Origin of the sequence: Tabrizicola sp., assembly GCF_016793705.1 — a bacterium.
Taxonomy (GTDB): Bacteria; Pseudomonadota; Alphaproteobacteria; order Rhodobacterales; family Rhodobacteraceae; genus Tabrizicola.
Map to the genome: position 1 here is coordinate 33,334 of NZ_JAEULO010000035.1, position 14,471 is coordinate 47,804.

The window sequence follows — 14,471 nt, forward strand, 5'->3', positions numbered from 1 at the left end:
GGCAGGTCGGGAAGAGGCGCGATATCTGGGGGCTAGCCCTGCCCCAGCATGTTGCGCAGGCCTCGGCTGGCCAGGTCGATGTCCTGCATCAGGCGCGGCAGGGGGGTGCCTTCGATGGCCGAACCGGAAATCGCCGTCAGGACGAACATGAAATAGTCCGCCGCTGCCTCGGCCATGGCAGGGTGTTCGCGCGCGACCAGGGCCCGCGCCTTTTCCCGCAGTTCGGCCCGGACTGCCGCTGTCAGCGCCCTTGCGGCCGGGTCAGTGCAGTTGCGGGTGCCGTCCAGCACCAGGCAGCCGCGCGCCGCCGCATCCGCCGTGCCCGACCGCGCGGCTTCCGCCAGGACCCGGACCAGCGTCTCATAGGCCGGGGCATCGGGGGTTTCGAGCCAGGAGAAGAACTGCCCCTGCGTGGCCGAATAGTGGCCAAGCGCGCGCTGGAAAAGCTCACGCTTGCTGCCGAAAGCTGCGTAGAGGCTGGGCGGGTTGATCCCGATGGACTGCGCCAGCTCGGCCACGCCCACGGCATCGTAGCCCTTTTCCCAGAAAAGCCGTGCCGCAGTCGCCACGCCCTGTTCGGCATCGAACGCCCGGGGGCGGCCAGTGCGTTTCGCCTCTTTTGTATCGGTCACTAAAAAACCCCTTGCGGCGCGATTCCGACTTCTGTATCGATCACTACACTAACCAGATGCAAATGGCCAACGGCTTCTTGCGTCCCTCATCATAAGGAACCTTACATGCGCACCCGCAGTCTTGCGGGCTGGCTGATGCTGACGGCATTGGCCCTGCCCACTTACGCCCAGACCCTGACCCCCTACCCGGGCGCGACCGACATTGCGCCGCCCATGGCCCACAATGACCATTACGACCCGATCCACGAGGCCGGTCTCGCCCCCGACATCGACCCCGAAAAGGGCTACCGGATCGAGGACCTGGGCGCCGGCGCCTTCATGGTCACCGAAGGCGTCTATCAGATGATGATCGTCCAGACCGACGAAGGTCTGGTCGTCGTCGATGCACCGCCGCCGATCGGCGACAAGATCCTGAAAGCGGCCGAAGACATCGCTCCCGGGGCCAAGATCACCCATCTGATCTACAGCCATGCCCATGTCGACCATATCGGCTTTGCGGCCCAGATCCTCGCCACCAATCCCGAGATGCAGATCATCGCGCATCAGGAAACGGCAAACATCCTGGCCCGCGCGGCGGACCCGAACCGCCCGCTGCCAACGGTGACTTTCGACGGCATCGACACGCCGTTCCAGGTGACGGCCGCAAACCAGCTTTTGGAACTCAACTACTCGGGTCCGAACCACGAACCGGGCAACATCGAGATCTGGCACCCCGAAAGCCGGACCCTGATGCTGATCGACGTCATCTTCCCCGGCTGGATGATGTGGCGGCGCATGGCCATCGCGCATGACATTCCTGGGGTGTTCGACCTCGTGGGCCAGATCAACGCGAAATATGACTTCGAACATCTGGTTGCGGGCCATGTCGGGCGCGCGGGCACCAAGGCGGATGTGGAAGAACAGCTTGCCTTCATGACCGACCTGCATGGCGCGGCGCTGAACGCGCTTGGCTCGACCGCCATTGCCGAGGGCATGGCCCCGGCGGACACGACCAACCCTTGGGCGGTGTTCGACAATTTCATCGACCGGGTCACCGTGCAATGCGTGGCCGAACTGGCCCCGGAATGGCGGGACAAGCTCTCGGGCTTTGACGTCTTCATCTACGACCAGTGCATGGCGATGGAGCAGAGCATCCGCGTCGACGGACCGAGCCTCTGACCCCTGACCGGCCGCGCGCTTTCCGGCCGGTCCCCTTCACCTCCCCCCGCCCGCCTGCTAGGTCTTGGGCGGGGGAACCATGCCAGCCGGATTCGTCAACCTTCTGAAGCTCTGCGTCGGTGCCGACAGCGTCGAGGACCAGATCGCCTGGATCGACAGCGAAAGCCACCGCTGGCCCGAGGGCCGGTCGATCCATGTCACCCGCATGTGGCCAAAGCGCGAGGCCGAGGTGCTGAATGGCGGCTCGCTATACTGGGTGATCAAGGGTCTGATCCTTTGTCGCCAGCGCATTCTGGAGCTGGAGGAAGTGAATCTCGGCGACGGCATCCCGCGCTGCGCCCTGATCATGGACCGCGAGGTCATCCGCACCGAATCCGCCCCCCGCCGTCCCTTCCAGGGCTGGCGCTACCTTGACCCCAAGGATTCTCCTCGCGATCTGCCGAAGGCCCGGGCGGCGGATGACCCGTTGCCCCCGGCCTTGGCCCAGGCCCTGGCCGAGATCGGCCTCAGATGACCAAGCCTCTCTGGCTGACCGCCGCGCCGGTGATCTTCCTGCTCCTGTGGTCGGCCGGGTTTGCCGTGGCCAAGATCGGCCTCCTCCATGCCGGACCCTTCACGCTGCTTGCGCTGCGCTATCTGATCGCGGTGCTGGTCCTGTTGCCACTGGTCCCGATCCTGAAGCCGGATCTGCCGAAGGGCCGAGCCGCCCTCGACATCGCGGTGACCGGCTTCCTGATCCAGGTCGGGTACTTTGGCCTTTGCTACATCGCCTTCAAGACCGGGGTTTCGGCAGGGGGCGTGGCGATCATCGTCTGCCTGCAGCCGATCCTCGTCAGCCTGATTGCTCCATGGATGGTCGGCGAGCGGGTAAGCCGCCTTCGCTGGATCGGCCTCGCCCTCGGCCTTTCGGGGGCACTTACGGTGATCCTCGCCCGCTCGGGCGTAGCGCATGAGCCGCCGCTCGGCGTATTGGCCGCTGTAGGAGGCCTGATCGGCATGACCGCCGCAACGCTTTATGAAAAACGCTTTGGCGTGACGACCCATCCCGTACCGGCAAACCTGATCCAGTACGCCGTGGGCGCGGCCTTCACCCTGCCCGTCGCATTAGCGGCCGAGGGGTTGCAGGCCGACTGGACACCCGAGCTTTTCGGCGTGCTCGCCTATCTCATCATCGGCAATTCGCTGGTGGCAATCACCCTCCTCCTCGCGATGATCCGCGCCGGAGAGGTCGCCCGGGTGTCCGCGCTTTTCTACCTGGTCCCGCCGCTCTCGGCGCTCTTCGCCTGGCCGCTTCTGGGCGAGGCGATGCCACCCCTGGCCTGGGCCGGGATGGCGCTTGCCGGGATCGGTGTCGCGCTGGCCCGCAGGTAGAGCTCCTCGGACGACGAAGTCGTACCGTCGTAGGTGCCCACGAGAAGTTACGAAGTGATCGCCGAGCCGCAGTCAGAAGGGCCGCGCGGCAACTCCCAGCTTCGCCGCCAGACCGGCATAGGCGGCACGGTCCGCTGCCGCCCATTCCGCCGTGCGCGACGCCCAGAGGACCGCCTCGCTGGAATGGATCAAACCGTCCGACAGAATGCGCAGGTGATTGGCGCGCAGCGTCTCGCCCGACGAGGTGATGTCGGCAATCGCTTCTGCCGTTCCGTTCTTCACGGTTCCCTCGGTCGCGCCCTGGCTGTCGACCAGTTGATAGTCGGCAACCCCTTGCGCCTGCAGGAATTCCCGCACCAGCCGGTGATACTTGGTCGCGATCCGCAAGCGATGCCCATGCGCCTTGCGGAACCCTGCGGCGGCGGCATCAAGGTCATCCACCGTCTCGACGTCGATCCAGACATTCGGCACTGCCAGGATCAGGTCGGCCTGGCCGAAGCCCAGCTTTGCGACCTCGGCCACCTCTTCGTCGCCAAGCTGCTCGCGCACAAGGTCAGACCCGGTGACGCCAAGGTGAATGCGCCCCGCCGCCAGCTCGCGCGGGATCTCGCCCGCCGACAGAAGCACCGGGGCCACGCCCTCGAAGCCTTCGATTACGCCAGAGTATTCCCGGTCCGAGCCGGTCCGCCGCATCACCACGCCGCGCGCGCCGAACCAGTCGAAGCAGTCCTGCATCAGCCGCCCTTTGGACGGCACTCCGATCCGGATCATGCCACTGCCCCCTTCAGCCGCGCGACCAGCCCGGGCCGGATGACCCCGCCCACTGCCGGAATGAAGGCCCCCGCACCAAGGACCGCCGTCAGCGCATCATAGCGCCCGCCCGAGGCCACCGGGGGCATCCCGTCCTTCAGGAAGCTGAAGACGAACCCGTCATAGTATTCCAGCGCCGTCCGGCCATGACTCGCCTCAAACGCCAGGGTCGTGACGTCCACGCCCTTCGCCGACAGGGCCTCCAGCCGTGCTGCGAACCGGTCCACCGCCGGGGCGATGGCGGGCAGCATCGAGGTAATGCCCCGCAGATGGGCAAGCGCGTGCGCCGCCGGAGCTTCGAGGCTGAGGAGATCATAGAGCAGTGCCGCCTCGGGAGCCTTGATCGGCGGCGTCCCGGCATCGGCCACCAGCGCCTCGGCCCGCGCCGCGATTTCTTCGGGACTGCGCAGGCCGACAAAGGTCCCGGCATCCTCGATCAGCTGTGCCGGTGACCCGGCTTTCAGCCGCTCCAGCAAAGCGAGCCGCCCGGCAGGGACCGGCGCCCGCCCGGCAAACCGGTCGAGAAGCGCCCGGAACCGGGCCGGTCGCCAGACATGCCGCAGAAGGGCCGACTTCCGCCGCTCGGTCGTGTCCAGACCCCGGACGGCTGCCATGAGAATGCCGATATCCCCGGTGACGGGCCGCAGGTCCAACCCCGACAGAAGATCGCGGAAAAGCGCAAAGACCTCGGCATCGGCCGCCTCGGGAGCGGCGCGGTCGAAGACCTCGTATCCGACCTGCAGATACTCACTGGCCCGCCCAGATCCGCGGGCCTGCTTGCGAAACACCTCTCCCAGATAGGCGTAGCGCGCCGGTTCCGCACCATGCGCCATGTGGGCCTGCACGACCGGCACGGTAAAGTCCGGCCGCAACATCATCTCGCCCCGGACCGGGTCGTCTGTGACGTAGGCCCGCGCGCGGATATCCTCGCCGTAAAGGTCAAGAAGCGTGCCCGCGGGCTGCAGGATATCGGCCTCGACCGGAACCGCGCCGGCCGCGACGAAGGCCTGCAGGAACCGCTCGCCCTCGGCCCTTATCGCGGCCTTCGGGGTCATTGCCCCAGCATCTTTCTGATCGCAGCCACCAGATCGGCACGGGCGACCTCGACCTGGGCCGGTCGATCCTTCCATTCCTCAAGCGTTGCGCTCTCGGCGATCTTAGCGCCCAGGATCAGGTCTTTCAGGATCACGGTGCCCTTCTCGGCCTCGTTCCCGCCCTGGATCACTGCTACCGGAGACTGGCGCTTGTCGGCGTATTTGAGCTGATTGCCGAAGTTCTTCGGGTTGCCCAGATAGACCTCGGCCCGGATGCCTGCCTGCCTTAGCTCGCCCACCATGCTCATGTAGTCGGCCATCCGCTCGCGATCCATCACCGTGACCACCACTGGCCCCGCCGTCTCGCCGCCCACACGCCCTTTGGCCCGCAGCGCGGCGAGCAGCCGGTCCACGCCGATCGAGACCCCCGTCGCCGGGACGTCCTGCCCGGTGAACCGCTTCACCAGCCCGTCATACCGCCCGCCCCCGGCGACCGAGCCGAACTGGCGCTTGCGGCCTTTTTCATCGAGAATCTCGAAGGTCAGCTCGGCCTCATAGACCGGGCCGGTGTAGTAGCCGAGACCCCGAACCACGCCCGGATCCAGCACGATCCGGTCCGGCCCGTAGCCCTGCGCCTCGAGAAGTGCGGCAATGCTTTCCAGCTCGGCGACGCCCTCGGAGCCGATCACGGAGGCTCCCACCAGCTCCCGCAGCCGGGCGACCGTCGCGGCCCCCGTGTCGCGCTTGGCGGAGGTGAAGCCCATGACGACCTCGGCCTGGTCGGGCGACAGCCCCGCCCCCTTGGTGAAGTCGCCGCTCTCGTCCTTGCGGCCCTCGCCCAGCAGTGCCCGCACGCCTTCCGGACCCAGCCGGTCGATCTTGTCGATGGCGCGCAGGACGATGCCGCGTTCGTGGTGCTTGTCGTCACCAGAAAGGCCCGCGACTTCCATCACGCCGTTCAGGACCTTCCGGTTGTTCACCTTCACCACGTAATCGCCGCGGGGGATGCCGACCTCTTCCAGCGCGTCGGCCAGCATCGCGCAGATTTCGGCGTCGGCGGCGACCGAGGCGGAGCCCACCGTGTCGGCGTCGCACTGGTAGAACTGGCGGAACCTTCCCGGCCCCGGTTTCTCGTTCCGCCAGACGGGTCCCATCGCGTACCTGCGGTAGGGGCTGGGGAGGTCGTTGCGGTACTGGGCGGCGACGCGGGCGAGGGGGGCGGTGAGGTCGTACCTCAGGGCCAGCCAGTCGGCGTCCTCGTCCTGCCAGGCGAAGACGCCCTCGTTGGGGCGGTCGACGTCGGGGAGGAACTTGCCGAGGGCCTCGACGGTTTCCACGGCAGAGGTCTCCAGCGGGTCGAACCCGTACCGGTGGTAGACCCCGGCGATGCGGTCGAGCATGGCTTTCCGTTCGGTGACCTCGGCCCCGAAGTAGTCGCGGAATCCCTTCGGGGTCTCGGCGCGGGGGCGGCGGGGGGGCTTGTCGGCCATGGTCGGACCTTCGCTTTTGATCGCCGTCCGTGTATCGGATGGGGGGAGAGGCGGCAAGCGGGGGTGGGAATGTCGGTCGATCTGGAAGAGAAGGTGGCCCACCTGATCCGGGCGGTGGAGGACCTGTCGGACGTGGTGGCCCGGCAGGCGACCGAGATCGCGGGGCTGGAGCGGCGGGTTCGGCTGCTGATGGAGCGGGCCGCGGAGGAGGAGGCCCTGCGGGGAGAGGCTCCGGAAGCGAACGTCCGCCCGCCTCACTGGTGAGGGGTGTCCACGGTGGACATTTCCGGATTCCGTTTTGATTACAAAGGGATGGTCGCAGACGTTAGGGGTTTGTTAAGGTAGTTTACGTATCCACCATAGATCAGTAGTGCTGTGCGATGATACCGGTGGGCCACTAGTCATTCTCTGTATTTAGTGTCATAATGCTGCAAGCAGCATGTCGTTCAACTATATATTGTGCCAGCAGGCCGCCACTCCTAGATATTGTGCCCCAATGTGCCGCTTTCGCTAAATGTGATAGCCCCTTCTAGATTAAGTTGATTCCGGACGGCATCTAGTCTATATTTTTTCTGAGTATAGTCAGTAGAGGCTGCCATGGATGTCTTCATGACCGTTGTATCGGTTGCCGGTATCGTCATCGCATCGGTGGCACTCGGCGTGCAAATTGCTCATGGATCACGACGCGATCCGCCGAACAAGGATTCGAAAGGGAGTAACGGAGAATGAGATCGACCTTTGGAAGCCTTGCACAAGCACTGCGACACCGGATTGGCCTTTCACAGACAGAGTTCGCCAACAAGATTGGAGAGCCAATTGCCCGTGTAAGCAACCTTGAGTACCAGCGGACCCATATCGGTGATGCAGTCCTCATGAAATACATTGACAATCTAGCTGCCAATGAGGCTGAAGCACAAAAGTTGCGAGAGGCAGCAGAGTTCTCCAACACAAAAAGGGGGCTTCAAGCAAAGAACGTTCCGCATGCGGACGTAGCAACGCTTCTAGTTGAGGTTTTCCCAAATCTTTCCGAAAAGGGAAAGAAGCGGGTTACAGCTGCTCTCGACGAGATAAGAAAGATTGTTGAGGAAGAGAAGGGCAAGGATGTTGCAACCCTTCGCTTGTCCAGAGGGACATTCTCTGCAACAAATAGGAAGCCTTCAGGCAAGATCAAAAGACGGCCTGGGCTTGATCTCGACCGATTTGTCGAGCTTTGTCTTCTCGCTTGGGAAATTCGAAAGCGCTTTGCTTCGGACAGAGAGCGGATAAACATTGAGCACTTTATGGCTCAGACGGAGGCTGAAGACAGCAGCGTATGTTTCGACATTGTTGATCAAATGCCTTCTTTTGCGAGGGCGGCATACGCGGTAATCGTTGGACAGCCAGATGGGCATCGAATAATTGTGGAAGAGCGCAGATTCAGAGTTGGTGTTCGCGGGAACGCTTTCTTTCGGCATGAAATTCTGCACGAATATGCCCACCATGTGCTTCATGCCGACCTACTAGAAACCGGCTCAGAGTGCTATCTGCCACCTTCAGACTACGCCTTTCTTGATCTTGAACTGAGTGATGCTGACCCACCGCCAGGTTTCTTCTTCGCGCCAGTCATTGATACTCTGGTGGAAGAAGAAGCCGAATGCTTTGCAACCTTGCTCTTGGTGCCTTGGACCGAGCTAGCACGCGGTCGGCCCTTCTATCAGATCGCAAAGGACTATAGTGCAGTAAGGGAAAATGTAGAAAGATACGGGGCTTACTTCAAGCAGCCCGCTGTAATCGCTAGAATGAGCAGGGATCGAGATAAGTTCTAATTGAAGAAATAATTTGAGAATCTGTGGTATACGAAAAGCGCATTCGGCCGATCCCGAATACTGACTCCCTTGGCCCGGAATCAAGGGCGTAAGCCCGCTGGGCCGCGCCCTCCCTCCCCCCGGGAGGGCGCTCTTGCGACGGTGCTCACCCGAACAGCGGTGGGAGGGGTTGTGGGATAAAGGGCCTACATCGGCCGTCGACGCGCCCACCCGAGGGTGGGCGCGGCCCTGTGTGGGATGACAGGTGGGGAGGGGTGGTGAGGAGAGTCGGGCTGAAGCCCGACCTACGGGGTGGCGCTTAGTCTTTGCTGAACCACATCTCCACCTTGTCCAGCACGTCGTCGATCAGGCCGGACTTCGCCTGTGCGCCCGTAAAGCGGAGGGTGTAGCCGCCGGGGCAGGCCTCCCGCGTGATCGTCAGGCCCTGGCGGAGCTTCAACAGCCTCCGGGGGCGGCGGGTGGTGGGGTTGGTGGGCTCTCGCAGCACGTCCTGCAGGACGGGGCGGAGGGTGGACCATTGGGTCTCGCTCCCCTGGCCCATGACGGGGTGGAGGGTGGCGGTGAGGAGGTCCTCGTGCCCCGACTGGATCGCGGCGGCGAGGGTGTCGAGTTGGCGGGTGGTGAGGTGGGTGGGGTCGGTGAGGAGGGGGGCGAGGGCCTCAACCACGCTTACATGGTTGCGGATGCGGGTGCGGGTGGTGCGGGGGAGTGCGGGGAAGAGGGCGGCGATGGCGGTGTCGGGGGTGTCGAAGTGGCCCTCGTGGATGGCGTTGAGGATGAGGGTGGCCTTCTCCCACGGGGTGACGGGTTCGCGGATCTCGTTCTCGGTCACCATCTGGGCGAGGGCCTGGGCGATGGTCTGGGGGGCGCGGAGGAAGGCGGGGATCGTGGTGTGGCCGAGGGCGCGGCAGGCGGTGAGGCGGCGGAGGCCGGAGATGAGGCCGTAGGTGTGGCCGTCGTTGGGGGTGGAGAGGCGCCAGACCTCGATGGGGGTGCGGAGGCCCTCGGTCGCGATGGAGTGCTGGAGGAGGTGGAGGGCTTGGCTGTCGAGCGCGGTGCGGTCGCGGAGGAGGGCGTGGGGGGCGATTTCCGCTATGGGCAGGTGGTGGAGGGGGGACATGGCGCTGTTCTCCTTTGGCGGGAGGGAAGCGCGGATGGGTTAAGGCGGGGTATGGCGGGCGGGCGGCTACATCATCCACTCGATCGGGAGGCGGCCGAGGAGGGCCAGGGCGGCGCGCTTGAAGGCGGTGGAGCCGGGTTCGTCGCTGAGGGGGGTGGCGCTGTCGCTGCCGGTCCAGGTAAGGGCGCCGCCCGCGTCGAGGCCGACCTGCCAGGTGGTGGTGGCGCCGCGGTCCAGCGCGTCGCTGATGGCGGTGGCGAGGGCGGGGCTTTCGATCCAGAAGCCCATCTCGCAGTTCAGCCAGACCGAGCGGGGGTCGAAGTTGAAGGAGCCGACGAAGACGGCGCGGCGGTCAACGGCGAAGACCTTGGCATGCAGGCTGGAGCCGGAGCTGCCGAGGAGGCCCAGCGCATTGCGTTCGGCCTCGGTGCGGGGGGTGCGGCGGAGTTCGTGTATCTCGACTCCGGCGGAGAGGAGGGGGGCGCGGTACTTGCCGTAGGCGGCGTGGACGGGGAGGACGTCGGTGGCTTCGAGGCTGTTGGTCAGGATGCGGACGCGAAGGCCCTGGCGGGCGGCGAAGGCGAGGCGTTCGGTGCCCTCGCGGCCGGGGACGAAATAGGCGGAGATCACCTCGATGGACTGTCGGGCGGTGCCGATGAGCGGGCCAAGGGCGGTGGCGAGGAGCGTGCCGGCGGGGGCTTCGCCGAGGGCCTTGCGCGGATCGTCGGAGAGGAGCGTGACCGGAACCCATTCGAGGACGAGCGTGTGGGCGAGCATGTCCTGCACGAGCCGGCTGTCGCTGACGGAGCGGGCATAGGCGGCGGTGTCGGGGTCGGCGAGGACTTCGGCTGCAGCGGCGTCGAGGGCGGAGAGGTCGGGCGGCGGGGTGACGAGGAGGTCATGCGGATAGGCGCTGGCGCTGTTCCAGTAGGCGTCGAAATCCGTGGCGACATCGCCCACGACGGCGCCGGTGGCGAGGACGTCGAAGTCGGAATACTGGATCTCGGCATCGCGGGCGAAATAGATGTCGCCGATGTTGCGGCCGCCGACGATGGTGGCGACGCCATCGACCGTGAAGGACTTGTTGTGCATCCGCCGGTTGATGCGCGGGAAGTCCAGAAGGTAGGACAGGGCGCGGGGTGAACGCAGCGAGAAGGGGTTGAAGACGCGGGCCTCGAAATTCGGCAGGCTGTTCAGCGCGGCCAGTTCGGCGTCGAGATCCGGCGTGCCGTTGTCGTCGACGAGAAGCCGGACGCGGACGCCCCGGTCGGCGGCGGCCTTCAGTTCCTGGAGAAGCGAGAGGCCGGTGCTGTCGCGCTGCCAGATGTAGTAGCGGGCGTCGATCGACTGTTCCGCCGCGCGGGCCAGGGCCATGCGGGCGGCATAGGCCTCGATCCCCGGCCAGAGCGGGCGGATGCCGCTGAGGCCGGGATGCGCGGTGGCCTGTGGCAGGAGCGCCTGACCAAGCCTGGTATCGGGACCGGGCACGAAGGAGTGGGAGGGTGTCGCCCCGTCGTTCGGCGGCAGGCGGAGCAGATAGCGGGCCAGGGCGAGAGCCAGCAGGAGAAAGACAAGGATGACCAGAAGGCGGCGCATCAGATTTCCTCGACCGCCAGGACGCCATGGGTGGCCTTGATCGCGCCCTTGATCTGGGGGGTCACGGGGTATTGGCCGGGGAGGTCGATGTCGATCTCGCGGCCTGCGGCGTCGGTGACGCAGAGGGTGATGGCCGCGCGGGTGCGGGCTTCGACCTTGCTGAGGAGGGCGGCGAGGGACTGGGCGGCCTCGGGGCGGGCGAGGTGGATGCGGAGGTCTTGCGCCCCTGCGGTGGCGGTGGCGGTGTCGATGGGGGTGATGGCTTGGGCGAGGAGCTTCAGGGTGTCGCCTTCGAGTTCGGCTTTCACGGTGAGGACGACGTTCTGGCCGGCGTCGAGGTGGTCGCGCGAGGCTTCCAGCACCTCGGAGAAGCAGGTGACTTCGTAGAGGCCGGTCGGGTCGGAGAGCTGGACGAAGGCGAAGCGATTGCCACGGGCGGATTTGCGTTCCTGGCGGGAGGAGACGGAGCCTGCCAGCTTGGCGATGAGGGGGCCGCGTTCGGCGAGTTGGGTGACCTCGGCAAGGGTTTTGACGTCCTTGCGGCGCAGCGCGGACATATAGTCGTCGAGCGGGTGGCCGGAGAGGTAGAAGCCGATGGCCTGGTGTTCCTGGGCGAGGCGCTCGGTGGGCAGCCAGTCGTCGCGGAAGGGGAGGCGGGGTTCGGGGAGGTCGGCCCCGGCGGTGCCGAAGAGCGAGTTCTGGGCGGAGGCGGCGGCTTCGTGGATGGCGGCGGAGTAGGCTCCGAGCGCGTCGAGGGCTTCGAAGACGCGGGCGCGGTTGGGGTCGAGTTGGTCGAAGGCCCCGGCGCGGGCGAGCATTTCGAGGGGGCGCTTGCCGATGCGTTTGAGGTCCACGCGGCGGGCGAAGTCGAAGATCGTGACGAAAGGTTTGTCGGCGCGGGCTTGCACGATCAGCTGCATGGCGTCGACGCCGACGTTCTTCAGGGCGCCGAGGCCGTAGACCACGGCGCCATCGCGGACGGTGAAGGTGGCGAGGCTGGTGTTGACGCAAGGCGCGACGGTGGCGAGGCCCAGCTTGTCGACCTCGCGCTTGTAGACGGCGAGCTTGTCGGTGAGGTGGATGTCGCAGTTCATCACCGCCGCCATGAATTCGGCCGGGTAGTTTGCCTTGAGATAGGCGGTCTGGTAGCTGACCACGGCATAGGCGGCGGCGTGGGACTTGTTGAAGCCGTAGTTGGCGAATTTCTCGAGGAGGTCGAAGACCTCACCCGCCTTCTTGGCGTCGATGTTGTGGGTGGCCTTGCAGCCCTCGATGAACTTGGGGCGTTCCTTGGCCATCTCCTCGGCGATCTTCTTGCCCATTGCGCGGCGGAGGAGATCGGCGCCGCCGAGGGAATAGCCGCCCATGACCTGTGCGATCTGCATCACCTGTTCCTGGTAGACGATGATGCCCTGGGTTTCGGCGAGGATGTGGTCGATGGTGGGGTGGATGGATTCGAGGTCGCGGAGGCCGTTCTTGACCTCGCAATAGGTCGGGATGTTCTCCATCGGGCCGGGGCGGTAGAGGGCGACGAGGGCGACGATGTCCTCGATGCAGGTGGGCTTCATCCGGCGGAGCGCGTCCATCATGCCGGAGCTTTCCACCTGGAAGACGGCGACGGTCTTGGCGCTGGCGTAGAGGTCGTAGCTGGGCTTGTCGTCCAGCGGGATCAGGTTGATGTCGAAGGTGATGCCCCGGAGCTTCAGGAGGTCCATCGCGTTCTGGATGACCGTCAGGGTCTTCAGGCCCAGGAAGTCGAACTTCACCAGACCGGCGGCTTCGACCCATTTCATGTTGAACTGGGTGGCGGGCATGGTGGAGCGCGGGTCGCGGTAGAGGGGGACCAGCTGGTCCAGCGGGCGGTCGCCGATCACCACACCGGCGGCGTGGGTGGAGGCGTTACGGTACAGGCCCTCGATCTGGGCGGCATAGTCGAGGAGGCGGCCGACGACTTCCTCCTTCGCCGCCTCACGCAAGCGGGGTTCGTCGGCGAGGGCCTTGGTGATGCTGACCGGCTTCACACCTTCGACCGGGATCATCTTCGACAGTTTGTCGACATGGCCGTAGGAAAGTTGCAGCACCCGGCCCACATCACGGACGGCGGCTTTTGAGAGAAGCGCGCCGAAGGTGATGATCTGGGCGACCTTGTCCACGCCGTATTTCTGCTGGACGTAGGTGATCACCTCTTCCCGGCGGTCCATGCAGAAGTCGATGTCGAAGTCGGGCATCGAGACGCGTTCGGGGTTCAGGAAGCGTTCGAAGAGGAGCGCATAGCGCAGGGGGTCGAGGTCGGTGATCGTCAACGCATAGGCGACCAGCGAGCCTGCGCCGGAGCCCCGGCCCGGACCGACGGGGATGCCGTGGTCCTTGGCCCATTTGATGAAATCGGCCACGATCAGGAAATAGCCGGGGAAGCCCATTTTCTCGATGATCGACAGCTCGAAATCGAGGCGTTCCTGATACTCCTCGGGCGTGGCGGAATGCGGGATGACCTTGAGCCGGGCCTGTAGCCCCTCGTTCGCCTGACGGCGCAGTTCCTGCACCTCGTCATCGGCGAATTTCGGCAGGATCGGCTTGCGCTTCGAGGCCGCATAGGCGCAGCGTCTGGCGATCTCGACGGTGTTTTCCAGCGCCTCCGGCAGGTCGGCGAAGAGGGCGACCATCTCTGCCTCGGACTTGAAGTAATGCTGCGGGGTCAGGCGGCGGCGGGGCTGCTGCTGGTCGACATAGGCACCTTCGGCGATGCAGATCAGGGCATCGTGCGCCTCGTACATCTCGGCCTTGGGGAAGTAGACGTCGTTGGTGGCGACGATGGGGAGACCCAATTCATAGGCGAGGTCGATGGCGCCGCGTTCGGCCAAGGCCTCGGTCTCCGGCAGAGCGCCACCGGGGCCGGGGTGGCGTTGCAGTTCGACATAGAGGCGGTTGGGGTAGTTCGCCGCGAGCCGTTCCAGAAGGACGCGGGCCTTGGCCTGCTGGCCGGTGGCGTGGAAGCGGCCAAGCGGGCCGTCGGGGCCGCCGGTCAGGCAGATCAGGCCGTCGGCGTTCTGGGCCAGTTCGTCCAAGGTGACTTGCGGCAGGTTGGCGGAGCCTGTCATCGCGCCGTCGATGTAAAGCCGGGTGTTGAGCCGCATCAGGTTCAGGTAGCCCCGTTCGTTTTGCGCGAGGAGGACGATGGGCGCGGGCAGGCGCGGGCGTTCGCCCGGCTGAGCGGGGTCGTGGGCGATGCTGATCTGGCAGCCGAGGATGGGCTGGACCCCTGCCCCCATCGCGGTGACGGAGAACTCCAGCGCGGCGAACATATTGTTGGTGTCGGTCACGGCGACGGCGGGCATCCGCGATTTCACGCAGAGGTCGACGAGCTTCTTCACCGGCACCGCGCCTTCGAGGAGCGAGTGTTCGGTATGGGTGCGGAGGTGGATGAATCGGGGGGTCGCGCCGGGCATGGGTCTAGC

13 protein-coding genes are annotated in these 14,471 nt (G+C 65.5%); 6 read left to right on the top strand and 7 right to left on the bottom strand.

From position 1 onward, the window contains the following. Positions 1-32: 32 nt before the first annotated feature. Complete coding sequence (locus JNJ68_RS07495) at positions 33-632, bottom strand: TetR/AcrR family transcriptional regulator (RefSeq protein ID WP_294980917.1); 600 nt, start codon at positions 630-632, stop codon at positions 33-35. A gap of 105 nt (positions 633-737) precedes the next feature. On the opposite strand from JNJ68_RS07495, the gene JNJ68_RS07500 reads away from it, so the two are divergent. From JNJ68_RS07500 to JNJ68_RS07510, 3 genes are all read left to right on the top strand, one after another. Then, entirely contained in the window at positions 738-1,790 is a 1,053-nt protein-coding gene (locus tag JNJ68_RS07500; protein ID WP_294980919.1) for an MBL fold metallo-hydrolase, read from the top strand. A 79-nt stretch (positions 1,791-1,869) separates the two neighbouring features. After that, positions 1,870-2,304 (top strand): DUF1489 domain-containing protein, encoded by a 435-nt coding sequence (locus tag JNJ68_RS07505; protein ID WP_294980921.1) that lies wholly within the window; start codon positions 1,870-1,872, stop codon positions 2,302-2,304. Then, a complete protein-coding gene (locus tag JNJ68_RS07510) occupies positions 2,301-3,161 on the top strand; it encodes a DMT family transporter (protein ID WP_294980924.1) in 861 nt (286 codons plus the stop codon). The genes JNJ68_RS07505 and JNJ68_RS07510 overlap by 4 nt, the downstream gene beginning before the upstream one ends. A 72-nt stretch (positions 3,162-3,233) precedes the next feature. Here the strand turns inward: JNJ68_RS07510 and hisG are convergent, their stop codons facing one another. The 3 genes from hisG to hisS are packed head-to-tail and all read right to left on the bottom strand — an operon-like array spanning position 3,234 to position 6,495. Continuing rightward, the gene (gene hisG / locus JNJ68_RS07515) at positions 3,234-3,932 is read right to left on the bottom strand and encodes an ATP phosphoribosyltransferase (RefSeq protein ID WP_294980927.1); all 699 of its coding nucleotides are present in this window, start codon (positions 3,930-3,932) and stop codon (positions 3,234-3,236) included. Further along, on the bottom strand, positions 3,929-5,026 hold the full coding sequence (locus JNJ68_RS07520; protein ID WP_294980930.1) for an ATP phosphoribosyltransferase regulatory subunit: 1,098 nt from the start codon (positions 5,024-5,026) through the stop codon (positions 3,929-3,931). The genes hisG and JNJ68_RS07520 overlap by 4 nt, the downstream gene beginning before the upstream one ends. Continuing rightward, positions 5,023-6,495 carry a histidine--tRNA ligase gene (hisS, locus tag JNJ68_RS07525; protein ID WP_294980932.1) on the bottom strand — a complete coding sequence of 491 codons (1,473 nt, stop codon included), beginning with the start codon at positions 6,493-6,495 and terminating at the stop codon, positions 5,023-5,025. Before hisS ends, JNJ68_RS07520 begins: the two co-directional genes overlap by 4 nt. 69 nt (positions 6,496-6,564) lie before the next feature. Here hisS and JNJ68_RS07530 point away from each other — a divergent pair, with 69 nt between their 5' ends. The 3 genes from JNJ68_RS07530 to JNJ68_RS07540 all read left to right on the top strand — a co-directional run bounded on the left by JNJ68_RS07530 (position 6,565) and on the right by JNJ68_RS07540 (position 8,300). Continuing rightward, positions 6,565-6,759 (top strand): SlyX family protein, encoded by a 195-nt coding sequence (locus JNJ68_RS07530; RefSeq protein WP_294980935.1) that lies wholly within the window; start codon positions 6,565-6,567, stop codon positions 6,757-6,759. Positions 6,760-7,092: 333 nt separating this feature from the next. Beyond that, positions 7,093-7,224, top strand: a complete 132-nt coding sequence (locus JNJ68_RS07535) for a hypothetical protein (protein ID WP_294980938.1) — start codon at positions 7,093-7,095, stop codon at positions 7,222-7,224. Beyond that, on the top strand, positions 7,221-8,300 hold the full coding sequence (locus tag JNJ68_RS07540; RefSeq protein WP_294980941.1) for a helix-turn-helix transcriptional regulator: 1,080 nt from the start codon (positions 7,221-7,223) through the stop codon (positions 8,298-8,300). The genes JNJ68_RS07535 and JNJ68_RS07540 overlap by 4 nt, the downstream gene beginning before the upstream one ends. Before the next feature lie 298 nt (positions 8,301-8,598). Here the strand turns inward: JNJ68_RS07540 and JNJ68_RS07545 are convergent, their stop codons facing one another. The 3 genes from JNJ68_RS07545 to dnaE form a co-directional block, all read right to left on the bottom strand. After that, a complete protein-coding gene (locus tag JNJ68_RS07545) occupies positions 8,599-9,420 on the bottom strand; it encodes a ParB N-terminal domain-containing protein (RefSeq protein ID WP_294980943.1) in 822 nt (273 codons plus the stop codon). Positions 9,421-9,486: 66 nt separating this feature from the next. After that, positions 9,487-11,016, bottom strand: coding sequence for a phospholipase D family protein (locus JNJ68_RS07550; RefSeq protein WP_294980946.1), 1,530 nt, complete (start codon positions 11,014-11,016; stop codon positions 9,487-9,489). After that, positions 11,016-14,462, bottom strand: coding sequence for a DNA polymerase III subunit alpha (dnaE, locus tag JNJ68_RS07555; protein WP_294980949.1), 3,447 nt, complete (start codon positions 14,460-14,462; stop codon positions 11,016-11,018). Before dnaE ends, JNJ68_RS07550 begins: the two co-directional genes overlap by 1 nt. Positions 14,463-14,471: the final 9 nt, after the last annotated feature.